Annotated in this window: 23 protein-coding genes; 9 read left to right on the forward strand and 14 right to left on the reverse strand. The window is 71.3% G+C overall.

Going from position 1 to position 23,197, the window contains the following annotated elements; all coding sequences use genetic code 11:
• Positions 1–42 precede the first annotated feature (42 nt).
• Together HHX35_RS29390 and HHX35_RS29395 are read left to right on the forward strand one after the other, a co-directional pair.
• Complete coding sequence (locus HHX35_RS29390; RefSeq protein ID WP_310739375.1) at positions 43–1,470, forward strand: RNB domain-containing ribonuclease; 1,428 nt, start codon at positions 43–45, stop codon at positions 1,468–1,470.
• Between the two features lie 92 nt (positions 1,471–1,562).
• Positions 1,563–2,078: a hypothetical protein gene (locus tag HHX35_RS29395; protein WP_182901932.1), complete on the forward strand. Its 516-nt coding sequence runs from the start codon at positions 1,563–1,565 to the stop codon at positions 2,076–2,078.
• Here the strand turns inward: HHX35_RS29395 and HHX35_RS29400 are convergent.
• The 7 genes from HHX35_RS29400 to HHX35_RS29430 form a co-directional block, all read right to left on the reverse strand.
• On the reverse strand, positions 2,060–4,777 hold the full coding sequence (locus HHX35_RS29400) for an RNA helicase (protein WP_182901933.1): 2,718 nt from the start codon (positions 4,775–4,777) through the stop codon (positions 2,060–2,062). The two genes, HHX35_RS29395 and HHX35_RS29400, sit on opposite strands and share 19 nt — an antisense overlap.
• Positions 4,778–4,869: 92 nt before the next feature.
• Positions 4,870–5,769, reverse strand: a complete 900-nt coding sequence (locus tag HHX35_RS29405) for a diacylglycerol kinase family protein (RefSeq protein ID WP_182901934.1) — start codon at positions 5,767–5,769, stop codon at positions 4,870–4,872.
• Positions 5,770–5,817: 48 nt separating this feature from the next.
• Positions 5,818–6,687: a twin-arginine translocase subunit TatC gene (gene tatC / locus HHX35_RS29410; RefSeq protein ID WP_182901935.1), complete on the reverse strand. Its 870-nt coding sequence runs from the start codon at positions 6,685–6,687 to the stop codon at positions 5,818–5,820.
• A 34-nt stretch (positions 6,688–6,721) separates the two neighbouring features.
• A complete protein-coding gene (gene tatA, locus HHX35_RS29415) occupies positions 6,722–7,045 on the reverse strand; it encodes a Sec-independent protein translocase subunit TatA (RefSeq protein ID WP_139572966.1) in 324 nt (107 codons plus the stop codon).
• A 114-nt stretch (positions 7,046–7,159) separates the two neighbouring features.
• The gene (locus HHX35_RS29420) at positions 7,160–7,303 is read right to left on the reverse strand and encodes a hypothetical protein (protein WP_182901936.1); all 144 of its coding nucleotides are present in this window, start codon (positions 7,301–7,303) and stop codon (positions 7,160–7,162) included.
• 13 nt (positions 7,304–7,316) lie between these two features.
• Positions 7,317–8,267 (reverse strand): WYL domain-containing protein, encoded by a 951-nt coding sequence (locus tag HHX35_RS29425; protein ID WP_310739376.1) that lies wholly within the window; start codon positions 8,265–8,267, stop codon positions 7,317–7,319.
• Positions 8,264–9,205, reverse strand: a complete 942-nt coding sequence (locus HHX35_RS29430) for a YafY family protein (protein ID WP_182901937.1) — start codon at positions 9,203–9,205, stop codon at positions 8,264–8,266. Before HHX35_RS29430 ends, HHX35_RS29425 begins: the two co-directional genes overlap by 4 nt.
• Before the next feature lie 39 nt (positions 9,206–9,244).
• On the opposite strand from HHX35_RS29430, the gene HHX35_RS29435 reads away from it, so the two are divergent.
• On the forward strand, positions 9,245–10,312 hold the full coding sequence (locus HHX35_RS29435) for a DUF3866 family protein (protein ID WP_182901938.1): 1,068 nt from the start codon (positions 9,245–9,247) through the stop codon (positions 10,310–10,312).
• Here the strand turns inward: HHX35_RS29435 and HHX35_RS29440 are convergent.
• Together HHX35_RS29440 and HHX35_RS29445 are read right to left on the reverse strand one after the other, a co-directional pair.
• Positions 10,258–10,734 (reverse strand): DUF3291 domain-containing protein, encoded by a 477-nt coding sequence (locus tag HHX35_RS29440; RefSeq protein WP_182901939.1) that lies wholly within the window; start codon positions 10,732–10,734, stop codon positions 10,258–10,260. The genes HHX35_RS29435 and HHX35_RS29440 overlap by 55 nt on opposite strands.
• A gap of 14 nt (positions 10,735–10,748) precedes the next feature.
• On the reverse strand, positions 10,749–11,417 hold the full coding sequence (locus tag HHX35_RS29445; protein WP_182901940.1) for a metalloregulator ArsR/SmtB family transcription factor: 669 nt from the start codon (positions 11,415–11,417) through the stop codon (positions 10,749–10,751).
• A gap of 199 nt (positions 11,418–11,616) precedes the next feature.
• Here HHX35_RS29445 and HHX35_RS29450 point away from each other — a divergent pair, with 199 nt between their 5' ends.
• Positions 11,617–12,483 carry a chitosanase gene (locus HHX35_RS29450; RefSeq protein ID WP_310739377.1) on the forward strand — a complete coding sequence of 289 codons (867 nt, stop codon included), beginning with the start codon at positions 11,617–11,619 and terminating at the stop codon, positions 12,481–12,483.
• Positions 12,484–12,545: 62 nt separating this feature from the next.
• Here the strand turns inward: HHX35_RS29450 and HHX35_RS29455 are convergent, their stop codons facing one another.
• The 5 genes from HHX35_RS29455 to prcB all read right to left on the reverse strand — a co-directional run bounded on the left by HHX35_RS29455 (position 12,546) and on the right by prcB (position 17,490).
• The gene (locus HHX35_RS29455; RefSeq protein WP_182901941.1) at positions 12,546–13,508 is read right to left on the reverse strand and encodes an FKBP-type peptidyl-prolyl cis-trans isomerase; all 963 of its coding nucleotides are present in this window, start codon (positions 13,506–13,508) and stop codon (positions 12,546–12,548) included.
• A gap of 71 nt (positions 13,509–13,579) precedes the next feature.
• On the reverse strand, positions 13,580–14,938 hold the full coding sequence (gene pafA / locus HHX35_RS29460; protein WP_182901942.1) for a Pup--protein ligase: 1,359 nt from the start codon (positions 14,936–14,938) through the stop codon (positions 13,580–13,582).
• Positions 14,939–15,007: 69 nt separating this feature from the next.
• Complete coding sequence (locus tag HHX35_RS29465; RefSeq protein WP_182901943.1) at positions 15,008–15,694, reverse strand: hypothetical protein; 687 nt, start codon at positions 15,692–15,694, stop codon at positions 15,008–15,010.
• Between the two features lie 134 nt (positions 15,695–15,828).
• Complete coding sequence (gene prcA / locus HHX35_RS29470) at positions 15,829–16,647, reverse strand: proteasome subunit alpha (RefSeq protein ID WP_310739407.1); 819 nt, start codon at positions 16,645–16,647, stop codon at positions 15,829–15,831.
• Positions 16,648–16,674: 27 nt separating this feature from the next.
• On the reverse strand, positions 16,675–17,490 hold the full coding sequence (gene prcB, locus HHX35_RS29475; protein ID WP_182902141.1) for a proteasome subunit beta: 816 nt from the start codon (positions 17,488–17,490) through the stop codon (positions 16,675–16,677).
• Between the two features lie 233 nt (positions 17,491–17,723).
• Here prcB and HHX35_RS29480 point away from each other — a divergent pair, with 233 nt between their 5' ends.
• The 5 genes from HHX35_RS29480 to HHX35_RS29500 are packed head-to-tail and all read left to right on the forward strand — an operon-like array spanning position 17,724 to position 23,139.
• Positions 17,724–19,106, forward strand: a complete 1,383-nt coding sequence (locus HHX35_RS29480) for an extracellular solute-binding protein (RefSeq protein ID WP_182901945.1) — start codon at positions 17,724–17,726, stop codon at positions 19,104–19,106.
• Positions 19,107–19,146: 40 nt separating this feature from the next.
• Positions 19,147–19,995: a sugar ABC transporter permease gene (locus HHX35_RS29485; protein ID WP_310739378.1), complete on the forward strand. Its 849-nt coding sequence runs from the start codon at positions 19,147–19,149 to the stop codon at positions 19,993–19,995.
• A complete protein-coding gene (locus tag HHX35_RS29490) occupies positions 19,992–20,816 on the forward strand; it encodes a carbohydrate ABC transporter permease (protein ID WP_182901947.1) in 825 nt (274 codons plus the stop codon). The genes HHX35_RS29485 and HHX35_RS29490 overlap by 4 nt, the downstream gene beginning before the upstream one ends.
• Positions 20,813–21,871: an ABC transporter ATP-binding protein gene (locus HHX35_RS29495; RefSeq protein WP_182901948.1), complete on the forward strand. Its 1,059-nt coding sequence runs from the start codon at positions 20,813–20,815 to the stop codon at positions 21,869–21,871. Before HHX35_RS29490 ends, HHX35_RS29495 begins: the two co-directional genes overlap by 4 nt.
• Entirely contained in the window at positions 21,868–23,139 is a 1,272-nt protein-coding gene (locus HHX35_RS29500; RefSeq protein ID WP_310739379.1) for a CehA/McbA family metallohydrolase, read from the forward strand. Before HHX35_RS29495 ends, HHX35_RS29500 begins: the two co-directional genes overlap by 4 nt.
• Positions 23,140–23,197: the final 58 nt, after the last annotated feature.

A 23,197-nucleotide genomic window follows, 5' to 3' on the forward strand; every position in this document is an offset into this window, starting at 1 on the left:
CCGTTACGGCCCGGAATGTCCACACTCGGGTAGGTTGATCGCGTGCCGTACACGACGATCCGCCTCCCGAACAACGCGGACGGGCTCCGTGACGGGTTCGCCCGCATCCGCGGCGAGTTCGACCTGCCGGACGGTTTCCCCGCCCCCGTGCAGGAGGAGGCCGAGCGGGCCGCCGCCTCCCCCGCCGCGCCGCGGGAGGATCGGATCGATCTCCCGCTGATGACGATCGACCCGCCCGGCTCGATGGACCTCGACCAGGCGCTGTGCATCGAGCGGCGCGGGACGGGCTACCGCGTCTGGTACGCGATCGCCGACGTCGCGGCGTTCGTCCGGCCCGGCGGGGCGATCGACGCCGAGGCGCGGGTCCGCGCCGAGACCGTCTACATGGCCGACGGGCGTGTGCCGCTGCACCCGCCGGTCCTGTCGGAGGGCGCGGCCAGCCTGCTGCCCGGGCAGGCCCGCCCCGCGGCCCTGTGGCGGCTCGACCTCGGGTCCGACGGGGAGATCGAGGCGGTGGACCTGCGCCGCGCGCTGGTGCGCAGCCGGGAACGGCTCGACTACGAGACGGTCCAGGCCGCCGTGGACACCGGCCGGGCGGAGGGGACGATCGCGCTGCTCGCCGAGGTGGGGCCGCTGCGGCTGGAGCGGGAGCGGGCCAGGGGCGGGCTGTCGCTGCCGACGCCCGAGCAGCAGGTGGTCCCCGACGGGAACGGCGGCTACCGGGTGGAGTTCCGCACGAACCACCCCTGCGAGGCGTGGAACGCCCAGATCTCGCTGCTCACCGGCATGGCGGCCGCCCGGATGATGCTGGACGCGGGCGTCGGCGTGCTGCGGGTCCTCCCCGAGGCGGGCCCGGAGGACGTCGGCAAGGTCCGCAGGGTCGCCGCCGCGCTCGGCGTACCCTGGCCCGACGGCACGTCGTACGCCGAGGTCGTGCACGGGCTCGACCCGAAGATCCCCGGCCATGCCGCCTTCCTGCACGAGTCGACGGTGCTGCTGCGCGGCGCGGCCTACGTCGCCTTCGACGGCTCGGCACCCACGCAGGTGCTGCACGCCGCCCTGGGGGCGCCGTACGCGCACGTCACCGCGCCGCTGCGGCGGCTGGTCGACCGGTACGGCACCGAGGTCTGCCTGGCCGTGGCCGCGGACCGCCCGGTCCCCGAGGAGGTCGCGGCGGCGCTGCCCGGCCTGCCGGAGCAGATGGCCGCGGGCGGCAGGCGGGCCGGCGCGGTGGGGCGGGCCTGCGTGGACCTGGTCGAGGCGGCCGTGCTGCACCCCAGGATCGGCGAGGTCTTCGAGGCGGTCGTGGTCGACGTGACCGACGGAAAACCGGGCGGCCAGGTGCAGGTCACCGAGCCCGCCGTCATCGCCCGCTGCGACGGCGACCGCCTGCCACTCGGCGAGCGCGTCCCCGTACAGCTCACGCGCGCCGACCCCGCCACCCGCGAGGTCCGCTTCACCGCCGCCTGAGCGGCCGCGCGCCACCTTTCCGGGCGAATCGCCGCCTTTCGGGGATGACCGTCGTTATTCTGGCAATGATCACGAATGTCGGCGGAGGCCACATGACGACGGACGATTCCGCGCCGGAATCCGGCCGCGGCCCCCGCCCGTGGGGCGAGTACGCCCTCATGATCGCCGGCCTCGCGGTCCTGTGGGGCGGCTCGAACTGGTTGAAGAAGACCTGCGAACCGCCGAACGCCGTGTGGGCGGCGGGCATCCCCGCCGTCGCCCGATTCTTCGCCGCCAACCCGCTGCGCGCCCTCGGGTACGCGGCCGAGGGTCTCAGGACGGGCACCGCACCGGCCGTGCTCTTCATCTGCCAGGAGCTACGCACCACCCGCCCGCTGCGGCAGTACCTGGCGATGTGCCTCACGCTGCTCGGCGTCGCGCTGCTGACGGTGGCGGGCGGACTGGTGATCCCGTCGAACGCCGTCGCCTACTCCGTCGCAATGGGCCTGCTGCTCGGCACCGCACTGCCGGGCGCCGCCGGTCTCGTCCACGTCGCGTTCGCCTGGATACGGGATCGGACGGCGGGCCGCCGTGCGGCATCCGGCACGGGTCAGCTGACGGAGGAGTAGGCGACGACCCCGCGGCGCATGGCGTCGATGGCCTTGACGGCGTTCTCGGCGACCTTGCTCCCCTTGGGCGCGGCGTCCCTGAGCTGGCCGAGCAGGTCGAGCAGCTGCTTGACCCAGCGGACGAAGTCGCCCGCCGCGAGATCGCAGTCGGTCAGCACGGCGTCGAGGCTGTGACCCTTGGCCCAGCGGAAGGCCGCCCAGGCGAAGCCGACGTCGGGCTCGCGGACGAACGACAGCCCGTGGTCCTCCTCGATGCCCTCCAGCTCGCCCCACAGGCGCACCATCTCCGCGAGCGCGTCGCGCGTGGCGCCGGCCGGGATCTTCGGGCTGCGGACGTCGTCGGCCTGCCGCGACTCGTACACCAGCGACGACACGCACGCGGCGAGCTCGGCGGGGTCGAGACGGTTCCACACACCCGCCCGCAGGCACTCGGCCGTGAGCAGGTCGAGCTCCGTGTAGAGCGAGGCGAGCCTGCGGCCCTGTTCCGTGACGGTCTCGCCGTCCAGGTAGCCGAGCTGGTCCAGCACGCCGCAGACCCGGTCGAAGGTCCGGGCGATGACGTGGGAGCGCCCCTCGACCCGGCGGCGCAGCCCCTCGGTCTCCCTGAGCAGCTTGTGGTAGCGCTCGGCCCAGCGGGCGTGGTCCTCACGCTCGTCGCAGCCGTGGCAGGGGTGCTGGCGCAGCTCCCGCCGCAGGCGGGTGATCTCCTCGTCCTCCGCGGCGTGGTCGCGCGCCCGCGGCGGCTTGCCGAGGTCGCGGTCGCCCAGCTTCGCGTGCACCGTCGAGACGAGGTTGGCCCGTTCCTTCGGCGAACGCGGATTGAAGCCCTTCGGAATCCTGATCTTGTCGACCGGCTCGACCGGCACCGGGAAGTCGGCCGCCGACAGGCGCTTGACCTGCTTGCCGATCGTCAGCACGAGCGGCGCGGGGCCCTCGTGTCCCCGGCCGTTGACGCCGGGGTCGAGCACGACCGCGATGCCCGCGCGGCGCCCGCCCGGCACCCGGATGACGTCGCCGGGCTTGAGCACCTCCAGGGACTGCACGGCTTGGGCGCGGCGGGCCGCCCCCCGCTGGCGCGACAGCTCGGCCTCGCGGTCCGACAGCCGCCTGCGCATCGCGGCGTACTCCTCGAAGTCGCCGAGGTGGCAGGTCATGGCCTCGGCGTAGCCCTCGAGGGCCTGCTCCGCCTTGCGGAGCTGGCGGGCCAGCCCGACCACGGCCCGGTCGGCCTGGAACTGGGCGAAGGAGTCCTCCAGCAGGGTCCGCGCCCGCTCCCGGCCGACCTGCCCGACGAGGTTGACCGCCATGTTGTACGACGGCTTGAAGCTGGAGCGCAGCGGATAGGTGCGGGTGCCGGCGAGACCGGCGACGGCGAGGGGATCCATCCCCGGCTGCCAGACCACCACCGCGTGGCCCTCGATGTCGATGCCGCGCCGCCCGGCTCGGCCGGTGAGCTGGGTGTACTCCCCCGGGGTCAGGTCGGCGTGGGTCTCGCCGTTCCACTTGTCGAGCTTCTCGATCACCACGGACCTGGCCGGCATGTTGATGCCGAGCGCCAGCGTCTCGGTCGCGAAGACCGCCTTCACCAGCCCCTTGGTGAACAGCTCCTCCACGACCTCCTTGAAGGCCGGGAGCATGCCCGCGTGGTGGGCGGCCAGGCCGCGCTCCAGGCAGTCGCGCCATTCGAGGTAGCCGAGCACCGCGAGGTCCTCGTCGGGCAGGTGCGCGGTGCGCTCGTCCACGATCTGGCGGATCTCGTGGCTCTCGGCCTCCGTGGTGAGGCGCAGCCCGGAGTAGAGACACTGCATGACGGCGGCGTCGCAGCCGTTCCTGGAGAAGATGAAGGTGATCGCCGGCAGCAGGCCCTCGGCGTCGAGCTTCTCGATCACGTCCGACCGGCTCGGCGTCGTGCCCCGGCCGGGCCTCGAGTAACCCCGTCTGCCCCTGGCCTGGGCCAGCCGCATCTCATCGCGGGAGATCCGCATGAGGGACGGGTTGACCCGCAGGGTGCCGTCGCCCTCGTCGACGAACAGGTCGAACATCTTGTTGCCGACCAGCATGTGCTGCCACAGCGGGACCGGCCGGTGCTCGTCCACGATGACCGTGGTGTCGCCGCGCACCTCGCCCAGCCACTCGCCGAACTCCTCGGCGTTGCTGACCGTGGCCGACAGGGCCACCACCCGCACCGACTCCGGCAGGTGGATGATGACCTCTTCCCACACCGCGCCGCGGAACCGGTCGGCCAGGTAGTGGACCTCGTCCATCACCACATATGCGAGGCCGGTCAGCGTGTTCGAGCCCGCGTACAGCATGTTGCGCAGGACCTCGGTGGTCATGACCACGATCGGGGCCTCGCCGTTGACGCTGTTGTCGCCGGTCAGCAGGCCGACCTTGCGCGCGCCGTACCGCCTGACCAGGTCGTTGTACTTCTGGTTGGACAACGCCTTGATCGGCGTCGTGTAGAAGCACTTGCGGCCCTGCTCCAGCGCCAGGTGGACGGCGAACTCCCCCACCACCGTCTTGCCCGACCCGGTCGGCGCGGCCACCAGCACGCCGTCCCCGGCCTCCAGCGCCTGACAGGCGTCGATCTGGAACTCGTCGAGCTCGAAGTCGTAAAGTTCGCGGAACGAGGCGAGAGCGGGTCCGGCGCCGGACTGCCCCTCACGGAAGGCGGCATAGCGTTCCGCTGGCGTACTCATACCGTCAACCCTACCGATAACGGGATTCCGGGCGTCCGTGATCGGAGATCCTTTTACGCGGCCGCCTTTACGCCGTAGATCAGCCTCGTCGATCAGGGGGCCAGGACGCGCAGCGCTCCCGGCTCGACGGCGCAGGTCAGCGGGGCGGGACCGGCCCGCTCGCCGTCGGCGTACGCGACGACGTCCCCGTCCAGGGCCTCGATCTCCACCCGCCGGGCCCGTCGCACGGTCACGGCGGGGTGCCCGGTGTGGCTGCCCCGGTAGACGCGGGGGAACGTGCGCAGGAACTCGCCCTTGGGCACCGCCCCGAGCACGAGCACGTCGAGCAGGCCGTCGTCGGGCCGGGCGTCCGGGCACACCCGCATCCCGGCGCCGTACGACCGGGTGTTGGCCACCGCCACCAGCATCGCCTCGCGCTCGGCGGCCTCCCCGTCGAGGGTGATCCGGAACGGGATCGGGGTGAACGACCGCAGTTCTCGTGCGAGCGCGACCAGATACTTCGCCATTCCCGGCGGCCGGGTCATGGCGTTGGCCCGCTCGTTGACGCGGGAGTCGAACCCGCAGGCGAGGACCCCGGCGAACCACTCATCCGGCCTGTTCCCGCCCGTGCCCAGCTTGGCCGCGTCGATCACCCGGCAGTCGCCCGAGGTCACGATGTCCGCGGCGGCGAGCGGATCCTTGCGCGGGATGCCGAGAGCGTCGGCGATGTCGTTTCCGGTCCCCGCGGGCACGATCCCGAGCGGCACGGCCGTCCCTGCCACGGCCTGCACGGCCAGGTGGACCAGGCCGTCGCCGCCGAAGGCGACGAGCGCGGCCGGTCCGGCGGCGACGGCATCGCGGGCCCGGCCCAGGGCGTCCGCCGCCGAGGTCCCGACGACCACCGAGACCGGGCGGCCGCCCGCCCGCAGCCGCCGCAGCACCGGGTCGAGCAGGCGCAGCGTACGGCCGCCGCGGGCGGCGGGGTTCACCAGGACGACGATCTCATCGGCCATACGCGGAACCTACCGCCACCCACCAGGCGACACCAGAGGGATATTCGGTCAGTCCCTCACGTCGACCGAGTCCGCCGTGCCCTCGGCGGCGGACGGCCCGTCGAGCTCCTCCTCGATGGCCCGCGCGTGCGCCGCGTCGGCGATGTCTTGCTTCTTGTCGTGGAAGTACATGAACGCCATCGCGACGAAGAACAGGCCGACCATCGGGAGCGCCAGGGCCAGCATGGTGACGGGGTCCTGGCTCGGCGTCGCGACGGCCGCGAAGACGAACATCAGGAACACGACCATGCGGGTGTGCTTGGACACCGTCTTGAACCGGAGCACCCCGATGACGTTGAGGAACACCAGCAGCAACGGCATCAGGAAGGAGATGCCGAAGATGATCAGCATCGCGAGCGCGAAGCTGAGGTACTCGTTGATGCTCACCAGCGTCAGTGTGCCCTCGGGGGCGAAGCTCAGCAGCAGCGACAGGCCCTTGTCCATCGTGACGTAGGCGAGGGCCGAGCCTGCGGTGAACAGCGGGACGGAGAGCCCGAGGAACGCCATGGTGTAGCGGCGCTCGTTCTGGTACAGGCCCGGGGTCACGAACGCCCAGATCTGGTAGATCCAGAACACCGCAGAGACCACCACGCCGAAGATCACGGCGACCTTGAGGTTGACGAAGAACGAGTCGAAGACCCCGTTCACCACCAGCGTGCACTTGTCGCCGTTCAGCTGATGGGCCTGCGGCAGCCGGCAGTACGGCTGCTTCAGGAAGTTCCAGATGGGCTCGAAGTAGATGAACCCGACGGCGGTCCCGACGACCACCGCCAGGATGGCCTTGATCAGCCGGTTGCGCAGCTCGCGGATGTGCTCCATGAGCGTCATCCGCCCGTCGTGTGCCGTGGCGGCGGGAGTCGACCGTTTCAACAGGGCCATCTGGTTCGTCCTGGGGTCAGTGGGGGTGCGGCGCCTAGTTGGAGCGCTGCTCGTTCTGCGAGCTCACCGGCTGCTGGCTCTCACGCAGCCTCCGGTTCTCCTCCTCCAGGACACGCAGCCGCTCCTCGACGGACGGGGTGGCCGGCGGGATCTGCGCCGCCGGCGGAGCGACGGGCTCGGCCTGCGCCTTGACCGTCTGCCGCTCCTCGTCCTCCTCACTCATCTTGCTGGTTTCCTTCTTGAACATGCGCAGCGACTGCCCAAGGGCCCTCGCGGTGTCCGGGAGCTTCTTCGCGCCGAAAAGAAGGATCAGAACCAGGAGGATCAGAATCCATTCCATGGGTCCGAGGTTGGGCATGTCATGTCCTTACCGCGAGGGCCGTGGGTACTACCCCCCGATCGTACGCGCACCGGCCGCCAAAGTTCACCTGTCCACGGGCCTCAAAATCACATCAATCGTGGGCAAAGTCCCTTATTCGGACACTCCGAGCCGCCCCTTGGCCCGCTTGACTTCGGCGTGCAGGTCCCGCGCCGCGGCGAGCACCCGGACGGCCGGCCGCATGAGGACGGCGAGCCCCGCCACGGCCACCGCGGACAGGGCGAAGATCAAAGTCATGCGCTTCCCCAGGTCACACGGTCTCGTAGTTGGCCAGCGCCTGCTTGGCGGTGGCCGTCACCCGCTCGGCGAGGGACGCCGGCGACAGCACCCGGCCGCTGTCGCCCAGCCGGAGCGCGAGCCGCACCAGCCAGGACTGGTCGCGAGCCCGCAGCGAGACGCGCAGGCGGCCCTCGCCCAGCTCGGCGACCTCCTCGCAGGGGTAGTACTCCGCCACCCAGCGGCCCGCCGGGGTCAGTTCCAGCTCCACCAGCTCGTCGCTGTCCGACGGCCGGAACACGCCCCTGGTGACGTCCATCGGCTCGGCCTCGGCCGGTGGGTCCACGGGCACGTCGAGGATCTCGACGTCCAGGATCCGGTCGACGCGGAACATCCGCATCGCCTCGGCGCGGTAGCACCAGCCCTCCAGGTAGTGCCGCCCGTCCACGAGCACGACCCGCAGCGGGTCGACCTCCCTGGGGGTGATCTCGTCGCGCCCCGGCACGTAGTAGCGCAGCGACAGCCTGCGGCCCCTGCGGGCGGCGTCGGTGATGACGGCGTGGGCGTCCGGGGCCGCGCCGATCTCCACCTGGACCTGGCTGCTCACCGTGGCCGCGCCCTCGCCCGCCGCCTGCTCCAGCTTGGCGATGACCCGGCCGAGCACGTCGCGGCCCTGGAACTCGGGCAGTTCGTCGAGCATGCGCAGCGCGACGAGCAGCGCGCTCGCCTCGTCCACACCGAGCTTGAGCGGCCGGGCGATCGCCTCGGCGTTGTCGATGAGGATCTCGCCGCCGTCCCACGAGACGTCGATCAGATCGCCGGGCGTGTGCCCGGGCAGGCCGCACATCCAGACGAGCTGGAGGTCGTCGACGAGCTGCTTTTCCGACAGGCCGAACAGCCGTGCCACCTCGGGCACCTGCGCGCCCGGATGCGACATGAGGTAGGGCACCAGCGCGAGCAGCCGCGGCAGCCGGTCCGAACTCACTGCAACGCCCCCTTCAGACGGCGGATCACGGCGTCGCGCGCGTCCGGCGGGTCCAGCACGACGGCGTCCGCGCCGAGGCTGGCCAGCCACCCGGCGAGCCGTTCCGCGTCGGCGAAGGTCACCTCGGCCTCGTCCCACTCCCCCGGCCCGTTACGCACTGCCTGGGCGGCGTGCCGCAGACCGAGGCAGGTGCCCTTGCGTACGCGCACCAGGGCGACCCGCTCGTTCGGCAGCTCCTGGTAGCCCACCATGGCCCGCAGGTCCAGCCCCTCCGGCACGGTGAACGCCCCCGGCCGCCCGAGCGTGGACACCGCCCCGGTGATCCGGCTCAACCGGAAGACCCGGGCGGCGCCGCGGTCGCGGTCGTGCCCGACCAGGTACCACCGGCCGCGCCTGCTGACGACCCCCCACGGCTCGACCGTCCGCCGCAGCACCGACTCGCTGCCGGCCGACCGGTAGTCGAAGGCGACCGCGCGCCGGTCCCGCACGGCCTCCCACAGCGCGGGGAACGCGGGGTCGCGGGTGTCCACCCGCAGCTCCAGCGGGCTCTCCGCGAGGTCGGCGTGCACGCCGCCCGCGGTCAGCTTCAGCAGCGCCCCGCCGGCCGCCTCGGCGAGACTCGCCCGCTGCCACACCTGCGCGGCCAGGCCGATGACGGCGGCCTCGTCGGGCTCCAAAGTGATCTCGGGCAGCTCGTACGCCTCGCGTACGATCCGGTAGCCGGGGTCGTCCTCCCAGGGGTCCTTGTGGACCTCGATGGGGATGCCGATCTCGCGCAGCTCGTTCTTGTCGCGCTCGAACATGCGCTGGAAGGCCTCGTCGTTGTCCGGGTCGTACCCGGGGACGGCCTGCCGGATCTGCTCCGCGCTCAACGGCCGCCGCGTCGCGAGCAGGCAGATAACCAGATTGAGCAGCCGCTCGGTCTTCCGCCGCGACATCGGGCCTCCCTTCCAGTCGAGAACGCTACCCTTTTCGGCGTGATCAGATGGCGCAAGGGCGAAGTGGTGCGGGTCCGGCGCGAGTGGCCGGGGGCGGTGGAACTCGACGTCGCCGTCGCCGAGGGCGAGTGCCGGGCGCTCGCCTATCCCCCGCTGGTGGGACGCCCTGAAGTGGGCGACACCGTGCTGCTCAACACGACCGCCCTCGCCATGGGTCTCGGTACGGGAGGGTACGCCATGGTGGTGGCCGTCCCGGAACGTTTACCGCAAGATCCTTCCGGTCCCGGCCACCTGGTGAAAGCACGCTACACCCCGTTGCAGGCCACCGTGCTCGGCGCGGACGAGCAGGGGTCCCCGCACCACGAGGCGCTGCGGGAGGCCGATTCGGTCGATGGAATGCCCGTCGTGGTCGCCGACCTGCACTCCGCCCTGCCCGCGATCCTGTGTGGTCTGTACGCGGACTCCCCGGGGATCAGGGTGGCGTACGTGATGCAGGACGGCGGGGCGCTGCCGGCCTGGTTCTCGATGTCGTGCGCGACGCTGCGCGAGCGCGACTGGCTGTGCGGGGTGGTGACGACCGGCCAGTCCTTCGGCGGGGACGTCGAGGCGGTCACGCTCCACACCGGCCTGCTGGCCGCCCGCCACGTGCTCGGCGCCGACGTCGCCGTCGTCACGCAGGGGCCGGGCAACCTCGGCACCGGCACCCGCTGGGGCTTCTCCGGCGTGGCCGCGGGCGAGGCCGTGAACGCCGCCGCCGTGCTGACCGGGCGGCCCGTGGCCGCGCTGCGGGTCAGCGAGGGCGACCGCCGCGAGCGGCATGTCGGGGTGTCGCACCACTCGCTCACGGCGTACGGCCGGGTCGCGCTGGCCCCGGCCCAGGTCGTCGTGCCTGACCTGCCCGGCGCGTTCGGGGCGACGGTGCGCGAGCAGACCGCGGCCCTGGCCACCCGTCACGAGATCGTGACGGTGCCGGTGGAGGGCCTGCACGAGGCGCTCAAGGCGTCCCCGGTGCGGCTGTCCACCATGGGCCGCGGCCTGGGGGAGGACCTGGCCTACTTCGTGACCTCCGCCGCCGCCGGGAGGCACGCGGCGTCACTGCTGTCGTAGAAGTCCTTGAACGTGAACGCCTCCGGGCCCGGCCCCTGAGCCCGGAGCAGGTCCAGACGTGCCATGGCCTCGCCGAGCGGCGGCAGGTGCCCCTCGGGCACCCACCACATCACGGTGTACGGCTCGGCCATCCGGTGGAACCACTCCCGGCGCCGCCGCATGACCTCCAGATGGGCGCTGCGATAGACGAAGTTCCACAACGTCTCGCGGGACTCCCAGACCGACAGGTTCACGACCAGCATCGGTCCGTAGTCGTGCTGGATCAGGTCCGTGGGCTCATCGCCCTCCTTCATGCGCCAGACGAAGCCGGGCGCGGCGTCCGACACCTGGTAGATCGGCGCCAGGGCGGAGAGGAAGTCGGTCAGCGCGGGGGAGTCGAGGGGTTCCCTGAGATGGGCGACGTTGAGCTGGGCGAGATGCATGCCCGGATTCTATGTCAATCTACGTTGTTTTTAGAAGATGTGAAGGCCACACAACACTCCTCCGGTCTCGGGTCCAGCGTCGCGGCGAACCCGTTCTCACCCAGACCGGCCAGCAGCCCCTCGCACAGCGCGAGGTTCATCGAGCACACGAGCAGCGGGTGGCTGTCGGCCAGCACATGGAAGGGGCAGTTGCGCAGCCGCACCCGCCCGTCCTCCTCGTACGGCTCGTAGCCGCGCGCGCGCAACACCTCCAGGAGATCGCCGGAGGCGGCATCAGAGGCGACATCGGAGGCGACGAGGCGCTCCCCCGCCCGCCGGGCGGCCTCCTCCGCCTTCTCCTCGCCGCCCAGCAGGTCGACGGTCTCCGCCAGCACGAGCGCGAGCGTGCGGTAGTCGCGGGGCGGCAGGCTCACGGTCCGCTCCTCGCGCACCCGCCGGTAGACCTTCGCCGGGCGGCCGCCGCCGGGGCCGGCTTTGCCGCTGAGCCGGCGGAAGCCCGCCTCCAGCAACCCCGCGTCAACCAGTCTGTCCAGGTGGTGCGCGGCCAGCGTGCGCTGGACGCCGGTCGCCTCGGCCGCCTCGTTGCGGCCCACGTCCCGCCCCTGCTCGGCCACGAACCGGTACAGCGCCCGCCGTACGGGATCGCCGAGCACGCTCATCGACTCCAGGTCGTCGCTCGTCACAGCCGGAGTGTAGGTCGTGCGGCCGCCACCGTCGGACGCCGGCCGGGACGGCCGGTCAAGGGGCTGTTGACACCGCCGCGGAGTACTGCTTTCATTAGGAAACCTTCCTAACTAAACCCCCTCACGGAGGGCTCATCCCCCGCCCGCGCCCCCTTCCCGCCACGACGCATGGCCGCGGGCGGAGAACGGAGCGACGCACGTGAAAGACCCGCTGATCAGGCGCACTCCCCGGCGCGCGGCTCTGCTGCTCGTGGCCGCCGCCGCAGCCGTACTCCCCGCGAACGCGGCGGGAGCCGCCACCGGCGGCCCGGCCGCCACCGGGGAGACCGTGAAGGTGACGGTCAAGGCGGCGCCGGTCGACCTCACGGACCCGAAGAAGAAGGAGATCGCGATGGAGCTCGTCTCCAGCGCGGAGAACTCCTCACTCGACTGGAAGGCCCAGTACAAGTACATCGAGGACATCGACGACGGGCGCGGCTACACCGCCGGGATCATCGGCTTCTGCTCGGGCACCGGCGACATGCTCGACCTGGTCGAGCTCTACACCACGCGCAAGCCCGGCAACGTGCTGGCCAGGTATCTGCCCGCGCTGCGGAAGGTGAACGGCACCGACTCGCACCAGGGGCTGGACCCGAGCTTCCCCAAGGACTGGCGCGCCGCCGCCGCCGATCCCGTGTTCCGGCAGGCGCAGAACGACGAGCGCGACCGGGTCTACTTCAACCCCGGGGTGGCCCAGGCCAAGGCCGACGGCCTGCGCGCGCTCGGGCAGTTCGTCTACTACGACGCCATCGTGATGCACGGCCCCGGCACCGACCCGGTCAGCTTCGGCGGCATCCGCAAGACGGCCATGAAGAAGGCGAAGACCCCGGCGCAGGGCGGCGACGAGGTCGCCTACCTCAACGCGTTCCTCGACGCCCGCAAGGCGGCGATGAAGACCGAGGAGGCGCACAGCGACACCAGCCGGGTCGACACCGCCCAGCGGGTGTTCCTCAAGAACGGCAACCTCGACCTCGACCCGCCGCTGCGGTGGAAGGTCTACGGCGACAGCTACCAGATCCTCAGCTGACGCCCGTACGCCAGGGGCCCCTCCCACCGTCGGGTGAGAGGGGCCCCTGTCGTCCGTTGCCGTCAGGCCGCGCCGAGGACGTCCACGACGAAGACGAGCGTGTCGGTGCCCTTGATGCCGCCCTGCGCGTTGCCCTCCTTGCCGTAACCGAGGTCCGGCGGGATCGTGATCAGGACGCGGCTGCCGACCGGGACGCCGGTCAGGCCCTGCGCCCAGCCCTTGACGACCTGGTCGAGGGCGAACGTCGCGGGCTGGCCGCGGTCCCAGCTGGAGTCGAACTTCTTGTCGGTGCCCCAGATCTTGCCGACGTAGTGGGCGAGGACCGTCTGACCGGCCTTCACCTCGGGGCCGCCACCCTTGATCACGGTCTTGACGACCAGCTTCTTGGGCGCCTTCTCGCTGGTCTTGGTGGTCAGCGCCGGGGCCTTGTCGCCGCTCGGGTTCTCGACCTTCACGCCGTTCACGGCGGGGTCGACGGCGGTGCCCTGGACGGACTTCAGCGCGGCCCCCAGCACGTCGATGACCAGCACCTGGGACACGGCGTTGAAGTCCTGACCCTGCTGCTTGGCCTGGTTGAGCTGCTCCGCGCTCAGGTTGTCCTTGGCGACCACGGCCATCACCCGGCCGCCCGGCTTGGCGCCGATCAGCGCCTCGTGCAGCGCCTTGGGCAGCTGCGGGCTGACCGAGACGAACTCCGACTTGCCCTGGTCGTAGTCGGAGCCCGCCGCCTTGTTCTCCTTGCCGTCCCAGTTGTAGACGGTGACGTTGGCGGTGAGGACGTCGCCGTCCTTGGCCGGGGTGCCCTGGCCCTCGATGACCTTGATGGAGGCCGACGTGAGCGAGGGCTTGCCCGCCGGGAAGGTCACGGTGGGCTTCTTGCCGGCCTCTCCCGTCACCTTGATGGCCGAGGCCGCGGCCTGGCCACTGGAGGCGGGGCTCGCGCTGGACGTGCTCTTCTGCGCGGTTCCGCAGGCGGCGACGAGCAACAAGGGTAGGGCGGCGACGAGTGCCGTACGACGGCGCATATGGGAATCCTCAAACAGACAGCGGGTCCGGGCCAGGCTACCCGAACCCGCCGTCAGAGCGGTGTAAGAGATCACATACCCGCGATGAGCTTCTCGACTCTCTCGTCGACGCTGCGGAACGGATCCTTGCACAGCACCGTCCGCTGGGCCTGGTCGTTGAGTTTCAGGTGGACCCAGTCGACGGTGAAGTCACGCCGCTTCTCCTGGGCCTTGCGGATGAACTCCCCGCGCAGCTTGGCCCGTGTGGTCTGCGGCGGAACCGACTTGGCCTCGAAGATGCGCACGTCGTCGGCCACCCTCTCGACGGCCCCCCGCTTCTGCAGGAGGTAGAACAGCCCGCGCTTGCGGTGGACGTCGTGGTAGGCCAGATCGAGCTGCGCGACGCGCGGCGACGACAGCGGCAGGTCGTACTTCTGTCTGTAACGTTCAATCATCTGGTATTTGGTGACCCAGTCGATCTCCCGCGAGACGAGGTCGAGGTCGCCCGTCTCGACCGCCCGGAGCGTGCGCTCCCACAGCTCCAGCACCCGCTTGGCGGTGGCGTCCCCGCCGCGCCGGTCGACGAAGTCCTGCGCCTTGGTCAGGTACTCCTGCTGGATCTCCAGTGACGAGGCCTCGCGGCCGTTGGCCAGGCGCACCCTGCGCCGGCCCGTCATGTCGTGGGACACCTCCCGGATCGCCCTGATCGGGTTCTCCAGGGACAGGTCGCGCATCACCACACCGGCCTCGATCATGCGCAGCACCAGGTCGGTGGCGCCGACCTTGAGCAGCATCGTGGTCTCGCTCATGTTCGAGTCGCCCACGATGACGTGCAGCCTGCGGAACCGCTCGGCGTCCGCGTGCGGCTCGTCGCGGGTGTTGATGATCGGCCGGGACCGGGTGGTCGCCGAGGAGACGCCCTCCCAGATGTGCTCGGCCCGCTGGGAGACGCAGTAGACGGCTCCGCGCGGGGTCTGCAGCACCTTGCCCGCACCGCAGATGATCTGGCGGGTCACCAGATAAGGAATCAGGACGTCGGCCAGCCGCCCGAACTCCCCGTGCCGGCCCACGAGGTAGTTCTCGTGGCAGCCGTAGGAGTTGCCGGCCGAATCGGTGTTGTTCTTGAACAGGTAGATGTCTCCCGCGATGCCCTCCTCGCGGAGCCGCTTCTCGGCGTCCACGAGGAGGCCCTCCAGGATCCGCTCCCCCGCCTTGTCGTGGGTGACCAGCTCCACGACGTTGTCGCACTCAGGGGTGGCGTACTCGGGATGGCTGCCCACGTCCAGGTAGAGACGTGCGCCGTTGCGCAGGAATACGTTGCTCGATCGGCCCCAGGACACCACTCGCCGGAACAGGTACCGCGCCACCTCGTCCGGCGACAGCCTCCGCTGCCCGCGGAACGTGCAGGTGACGCCGTACTCGTTCTCCAGCCCGAATATGCGTCGATCCATCACCTCACACTATTCCCATAAACCGGCGGCCGAACAGTGATCAGGCGGTGGAATGCCGAGAAGGAGCGGTCAGGCGGCGTAAATCTCCGTCACCTTGACGATCTGCCCGCCCTGAACGGTGATGAGCGCCCGCAGGTCGCCCCCGTCGGCCCGCAGGACCAGCTTGCCCCGTGAGCAGCGCTGGGTGCCGAGGTACTTGCTGTCGATGGTCTGGTCCTTGCCGTCGCAGCCGACCGCGCTGAGGAACACGACGTTCTTCGCGATCGGCGCGGCGAAGGCCGTCACGTCTCCCTCCGGCGGTCCCTCGAAGTGGCCGCTGGTGCTGCCGCCGTACTCCTTGACGAACTTGACGGGCCGGTACTCCGCCACGTTCTCGTCGTGCATGGCGACCAGCTGGCCGCGTACGACACCGTCCCTGCTGGGGCTGAGCCCCTTGGTGAAGTCGTGCCCGGGGTCCGACTGGATGGTCCCGCCGAAGGGGGCCGGCGTCTTGTCCGTGATCGGCGGCCCGGCCTTGCCCGGCTTCCGCGTCGGCGCGGTCGTGCTCGAGTCGGTGGGCGTGTCCGCCGCCGGGGTGTCGGAAACCGCCGGGTCGGCGGACGGCTCCGCGGGCGACGCCGGGGCCGTCACCGTCACGGTGGCGGTCACGGTGGGCGAGGCCGAGGTGCCGGAGGCTCCGGAGCATGCGGTCAGCGACAGGAGGGCGACGGCGGCGGCCGGAACGCCCGCTCGTCGGAAGAGATCAAAAGTCGTCATAACCGGATGAGAGTAGCGAAATCGGGGGTTGGCTGGACCGAAATGCCCGAGCCGACCCCCATGAGACGGCGGCGCCGCGCCCCTGATGAGGGCGCGGCACCGCGGCCGTACGGACGAGCGGACGGGCGGACGGGCTACTCGCCGGAGCCCGTGTCGATGTCGCCCTCGGGGGCGATCGGCGGGGCGGTGTCGGGAGCCTGCTCGGCCTGTTCCCGCTCTGCCTGGGCCTCCTCGGCGGCGGGCCGCCGCGTGCCCCCCTGGCTCTCCTTGGCGGCCTCCAGGAGCTTCTCCAGGCGGGGCCCGGTCAGGCGCAGGAACTTGCGGTGCTCCCTGCCCCGGTCGAGGACGGCGACCTCGATCTGGGTCACCGGGGGACGCTCGCCGCCCGGCTCGGTCAGGGCGGCCAGCGCGGCGTCGAGGGCCTGCGGCAGCGGCAGTCCCTCGCTGTACCGCTCCTTCAGGCGCCCTCCGACGGCGTCGGCCTGGCCGCCGATCACGGCCATGCCCTGCTCGTCGAAGACGGAGCCGTCGAAGGTGATCCGGTAGATCTGGTCGTCCTCGGCCGCCTCGCCGACCTCCGCGACGACGATCTCCACCTCGAACGACTTGATCGACTCGGTGAAGATCATGCCGAGGTGCTGGGCGTACAGGTTCGCCAGGCCGCGGCCGGTGACGTCGTTGCGGTTGAAGGTGTAGCCGTTGATGTCCGCGTAGCGGATGCCGGCCAGGCGGAGCGACTCGAACTCGTTGTAGCGCCCCACCGCGGCGAAGCCGATGCGGTCGTAGATCTCGCTGATCTTGTGCAGCGCCTTGGACGGGTTGGGCGCCACGAACAGGATGCCGTCCGCGTACTGCATCACGACCACGCTGCGACCGCGAGCGATGCCCTTGCGGGCATACTCCGCCCTGTCCCGCATGATCTGCTCGGGCGAGGCATATCCTCCGAAGGGGATGGACACCGGGGGTGATCCTCTCTTGGGTTAGCGCAGCGGCGCGGTCGGGCCTTCGGGGGCGGTCATCCGCCTCTCCAGCATGGACTCCACGAACTCGGCGATCTCGTCGTCCGGGAGGCGGCGGAAGCCGTCGGCGGTGATGACGGACACGACCGGCCAGATCTTCCGCATCACGTCGGGGCCGCCGGTCGCCGAGTCGTCGTCGGCGGCGTCGTACAAGGCGTGCAGGCAGGCCAGGACCGTGTCCTGCGGGCTGGAGTTCTCCCGGTAGAGCTTCTTGAGCGAGCCCCGGGCGAAGATCGAACCCGAGCCGATCGAGTGGAACTCCCTCTGCTCGTACGGCCCGCCGCCCACGTCGTAGCTGAAGATCCGCCCGGTGTCGTGGGACGGGTCGTAGGCCGCGAAGAGCGGCACGACCACGAGGCCCTGCATGGCCATGGGCAGGTTTCCGCGGATCATGGTGGCCAGGCGGTGCGCCTTGCCCTCGGTCGACAGCGAGCGACCTTCGGTCTTCTCGTAGTGCTCCAGCTCGACGCGGTAGAGCCGGGCCAGCTCCAGGCCGGTGCTCGCGGTGCCCGCGATGCCCATGCAGGAGTAGTCGTCGGTGCGGAACACCTTCTCGATGTCCCGCTGCGAGATGATGTTCCCGGAGGTCGCACGCCTGTCGCCCGCCATCACCACGCCGCCGGCGCAGGTCGCCGCGACGATGGTGGTCGCGTGCGGGATCTCGTCACCCACCGGCGCCGCCAGCGACTCGTTGCGGGCGGGCAGCAGGTTCGGCGCGTGCACGCCTAGGAACTCCGAGAACGACGACGATCCCGTATATGTGAAGAGGCTGTTCATCCAGGCTGGCTGAGATGCCACGCGACTCCCTCCAAGCATGCGTTGTTACGCCCGACCATACTCAGGTCTCAGCGCTGGTTGCACTCTTCCCGATCAGCTCAGCGCGAACCAGACATCCCGCAAGAGGCCGGGCGCGCGTCCCTTACTCGTTCACCAAACCGTTTCTTTACGTGTCGGTAATCGCGTGCGAGTGTCGATTTGTCCGTACGTCAGGACTTACGGGGAGGTCGATCATGAGACCTGCGCTCGCGGTGGCGGCGGTGGCCCTGCTGACTCTGGGCGCCTGCGGCACCGGCGGCTCCGGCGGCTCCGGCGGCTCCACAGACGAGGGCGTCACCCTGACCATCACCGCCAACGCGATCTCCGGCGGCAAGAATGCCGAGACCGCCGACTGGACGGCCAAATGGGTCATCCCGCGGTTCGAGGCCGCGCAGAAGGCCAAGGGCCGCGACGTCCGCGTGGTGTTCCAGCCGAGCGGCGTGGACGACGAGCAGTACAAGACGAAGGTCGCCCTCGACCTCAAGTCACGGGCGGGCGCCGACGTCATCGACCTCGACGGCATCTGGGTGGGCGAGTTCGCCCAGGCCGGGTACGTCAAGCCGCTCGCCGAGGTCGCCGGTCCCGAGGCGGACTCCTGGGAGGGCTGGAGCCAGATCCCGCAGGCCGTGCAGGGCCTCGGCACGTTCGAGGGCAAGAGGTACGGCCTGCCACAGGGCACCGACGGGCGGGTGCTGTTCTACAACAGGGCCCTGTTCCGGAAGGCCGGCCTGCCGGACCGCTGGCAGCCGCGGAGCTGGCAGGAGATCCTCGACGCCGGCGGGGCGCTCAAGAGGGCCGGCGTCCCCGTCCCGATCCAGATCGACGCCGGCACCGCCATGGGCGAGGCGACGACCATGCAGGGCGCGCTGCCGCTGCTGGCGGGCGCGGGGGCGCAGATCTACGCGGACGGCAAGTGGACCGGCGCCTCCCGGGCGCTCAAGGACGTGCTGGACTTCTACCGGCAGGTCTACTCCGGCGGCCTCGGCGACCCCAGGCTGCAGCAGGAGGCGCGGGGACGGGACAAGTCGTTCGCCCAGTTCGCCGAGGGCAGGATCGCCATCCTGGCGGAGGGCGACTACTTCTGGCGGTCGGTGATCGAGCCCGAGGCCGGGGTCGCCCCGATGAAGGACCGCGACTCCGTCGTCGGCTACGCCCTGATCCCCGCCCAGCGCCCCGGCGCCGGCATCCGGGGCCAGGACTTCGTCAGCATGTCCGGCGGCGCCGTACGGGTGCTCAACCCCAACTCGAAGAACCCGAAGCTGGCCTGGGAGCTGCTGTCGTTCATGCACTCGGCCGAGGCCACCACGTCGCAGCTCGCCGGGGCCGCCCGGATCACGGCGCGCAAGGACGTGAACGACACGGTGCTGGGGGCCGACCCGATGCTGAAGTTCGTCTCCGACGAGGTCCTGCCTCTCACGGCGTACCGGCCGCCCCTGGCCGTCTACCCGCAGGTGTCGGTCGCCCTGCAGGAGGCCACGGCCGCGGTCGTGGCGGGCACGAGCGTGGAGGAGGCGGCCGCCGCCTACCAGCGCAAGGTCGAGTCCCTCGTCGGCGGCCCCGCCCATGTCGCGAGCTGAGGTGACCGGTAACGCCCCGATGGTGAGCGGGAGACACAGCGTGGGGTTCGTGCTGCCGGCGCTGGTGCTGATCGGGGTGTTCCTGGTCTTCCCCGCGCTGTGGACCGTCTATCTGGGCCTCACGGACTACCGGCTCACCGGCCTGGCGGCGGCCGATCCGCAGATGGTGGGGGCGGCCAACTACGCCGAGGCGCTGGGCGACGAGCGGTTCCGCACGTCGCTGTGGCTCACCGTGCAGTTCGTGCTCGGCTCGGCCGTGCTCGGGCAGGCGGTGCTCGGGTTCGCGATCGCGTGGGCGCTACGCGACCGGCGGGGGCCGCTGAAGAGCCTCACCGAGGGGCTGGTGCTGCTGGCGTGGATTCTGCCGTCGTCGGTAGTCGCGTTCCTGTGGATCGCGCTGCTCGACCGCGACGGCGGGACGTTGAACGCGATCCTGCACACGCCCGGCTTCGCCTGGCTGCTCGATCACCCCATGGCGTCGATCATCGTGTTCAACGTCTGGCGCGGCACGGCGTTCTCGATGATGCTGTACGGCGCGGCGCTGGAGAACGTGCCGCCGTCGCACCTGGAGACCGCCCGGCTCGCCGGCGCGTCGACGCTCCAGCAGCTCAGGGACGTGGTCTTCCCGCACATCAAGGGGCATGTGCTGACGAACCTGCTGCTGATCACGCTGTGGACGTTCAACGACTTCACGGCCTTCCAGCTCACCGCCGGAGGCCCCGAGGGGCGGTCGGAGATCCTGCCCGTCTACATCTACAACGTCGCGATGAGCGGCGGCAGGCTCGGTTTCGGCGCCGCGGTCTCCTTCCTCGTCCTCGTGGTGAACCTGATCCTGGCCTTCGCCTACCTGCGCCTCCTGCGGTTCCGGGGGGAAGTGAGGCCGTCATGACGCCGGTGCGCCACATGCTGGGGACCATCGGGCGGGCCACCTTCCTGGCCCTGGTGCTGGGGTTCTTCGCGCTGCCGCTGCTGTGGCTGGCCTCGGCGCCGTTCGACGCCCACCCGTCGATCACGGCCTCGGTGCCGGAGTTCACGCTGGCGAACTTCCGGGCTCTGCTGGACAATCCGTACGCGCTGGGCTCGCTGCGCAACTCGCTGATCCAGGCGTGCGGCAGCGCGGCCCTGGTCGTGACGCTGGCCGCGCTGGCGGCGTACGCGCTGTCGCGGGCGCGGGTGCCCGGCCGCGACGCGTTGCTGTACGTCCTGCTGCTCCTGTCGTCGGTGGTGACGGGGACGGCGGCGATGGTGCCGCTGTTCGAGCTGGCGACCCGGCTGAACCTGATCGACACCCACCTCGGCGTCGTGCTCACGCTGTCGGGCGGCCTGCTCCCCGCCGCGATCTTCATCCTGAAGGACTTCATGGACGCCACGCCCACGTCGTACGAGGAGTCGGCGCGGGTGTTCGGCGCGTCGTCGGGACAGGTGTTGCGGCACGTCGTGATCCCGCTGGTGCGGCCCGGCCTGGCGACGATCGCGGTGTGGGCGGTCGCCAACGTGTGGGGCAGCTTCCTGCAGCCGTTCATCCTGCTGCGCGACCCGGACAAGGCCCCCGGCGCGGTCATCCTCTACACGCTCTACACCGAGGGCGGCGCGCCGCGCCTCGACGTGATCTCGGCGTTCTCGCTGCTCTACTCGCTGCCGGTGGTGGTGATGTACGTGTTCGTCAGCCGGAGGTACGGCTTCCGCTTCCACGGGGGGATCAAGCGGTGATCGCGTTGCGCGGCCTGACCAAGGAGTTCCCCGGCGGGGTGCGGGCGGTCGACTCGCTCGACCTGGAGATCGGCGACGGCGAGTTCTTCGCGCTGCTCGGCCCGTCGGGCTGCGGCAAGACGACGCTGCTGCGGACGATCGCCGGCCTGGAGACCCCCACCTCGGGGCGGATCGAGATCGGCGGCGCGGACGTGACCGGGACGCCTCCGGGGCGGCGGGACGTCGCGATGGTCTTCCAGGACTACGCGCTGTTCCCGCACATGGACGTGACCGCCAACATCGCCTATCCGCTGCGGATCAGGAAGGTCCCGCGGGCCGAGCGTGCGGAGAAGGCCGCCGAGACGGCGTCCCGGCTCAGCCTGTCGGAGCTGCTGGACCGCAGGCCCGGCCAGTTGTCCGGCGGGCAGCAGCAGCGCGTGGCGCTCGCGCGTGCGGTCGCCTGCCACCCCAAGGCGTTCCTGTTCGACGAGCCGCTGTCGAACCTGGACGCGCGGCTGCGCCTGGAGGCCCGCACGTTCCTCAAGCGCCTGCAGCGCGAGCTGGCGGTGACCACGGTCTTCGTCACGCACGACCAGAGCGAGGCGCTCGCGCTTGCCGACCGCATCGCGGTCATGTCGGCCGGGCGGATCACACAACTCGGCACGCCGTCCGAGGTGTTCCGCCGCCCGGCCACCACGTTCGTGGCCTCCTTCATCGGGTCGACGCCGATGAACCTGCTGCCGGGCGTCGCGGAGGGAGGCGTGCTGCGGGTGGCCGGGGCCGAGTTCCCCCTGCCGGACGGCGCGCCCGAGGGCGAGGTCCTGTACGGCCTGCGGCCCGAGTACGCCGACCTGACCACCCGGGAGCCCGGGGAGAAGGGGGCGTTCCCGGGGAAGGTGGCGGTGGTGGAGAACCTCGGCACGGCCCATCTCGTCACTCTGGAGTGCACGGACCACCTGCTGCAGGTGGTGGTCCCCGAGGGCGCCGAGCCCCCGCCGGGGACGGCCGCCTGGGCGGTGCCCCGCCCAGGCCGGGCGCTGCTCTACCGCGACGACATCCTGGTGGGTGGCGCGTGACGACCAGGGCCGCGATCAGCGGGACGTGGACGCTGGACGACCGGCTGGCCGGGCCGGTGGCGGAGGTGCCGGTGGAGGTGCGGCCCGGCACGGCCGCCCTCACGGTGCGCCTGTCCTACGACCGGTCGGCCGGCGTGCTCGACCTCGGCTGCGCCGGGCCGGCCGGGTTTCGCGGCTGGTCGGGGGGCGCGCGCTCCGAATACACCATCACCCCGTCCTGGGCCACCCCGGGCTATCTTCCCGGCGAGATCGAGCCGGGGGTGTGGCGGGTGCTGGTCGGGCTGCACCGGGTGCCCCCCGGCGGCCTGCCGTACGAGATCCGGGTGATCAGGCACGTGCGGCCGCCCGCCCGGCCGCGCCGGCGCCGCAGCCGCTTCTCCCGCGTGCCTGCGCCCGTCCCGCCCGAGCCCGCCGCCGTACGGCGCCGCCTGCCGTCGCCGCCGGGATACCGCTGGCTCGCCGGGGACCTGCACGCGCACACCGACCACTCGGACGGGACGCTGAGCGTCTACGAACTGGCCTGTGTGGCGGCCGCGGCCGGGCTGGACTTCCTCGCGGTGACCGACCACAACACCGTCAGCCACCACGTGGAGCTCGCGGCGGCCTCGGCGCTGGCCGGTCTCGTGCTCGTGCCGGGGCAGGAGGTGACCACCGACCTCGGGCACGCGGGCGCGCTCGGGGACGTCGGCTGGATCGACTTCCGGCGGCCCCCCGACGAGTGGGCGAAGGCCGTAAGGGACCGGGGCGGGGTGCTGTCGGTCAACCATCCGGTGGCGGCCGACTGTGCCTGGCGGCACCCGATGGCCGACCGGCCGCGGGTCGTCGAGTTGTGGCACTGGAGCTGGTGGGACCGCAGCTGGGGCGCGCCGCTGGCCTGGGCGCAGGCCTGGACGCACGATTCGATCGGCGACCCGGCCGGCGATCTCGTGGTCGTGGGCGGCGGCGACTACCACCGGCCCGAGGAGGGTCACCTGCCTGGCGCGCCGACGACGTGGGTGCTCGCCGAGGGCGACGGCCGCGGTCCCGAGGCGGCAGGGGCGGTCGTACGGGCCGTGGCGGAGGGGCGGACGGCGGTGTCGGCCTCCCCCGGCGCCCCGCTGCTGCTGCGGCTGGAGGACGAGTTCCTCGCCGTGGACGCCGACGGGCTGGTGCTGTGGGGTCCGCAGACCCGGCGGGTGGTCAGGGGGGACCTCGCCCTCCTGCCCGCCCATCCCGGGGTGCACCGGCTGGAGACGCACGCCAACGAGGTGGTGGCCGTCTGCACGTGACGGGGGGTTGCGCTCCGCCACCGATGGGGAGGTGCAGGGCAGGTCGCCGAGCGGAGGA

Origin of the sequence: Microbispora sp. H10830 (assembly GCF_014161375.1) — a bacterium.
Lineage (GTDB): Bacteria > Actinomycetota > Actinomycetes > Streptosporangiales > Streptosporangiaceae > Microbispora > Microbispora catharanthi.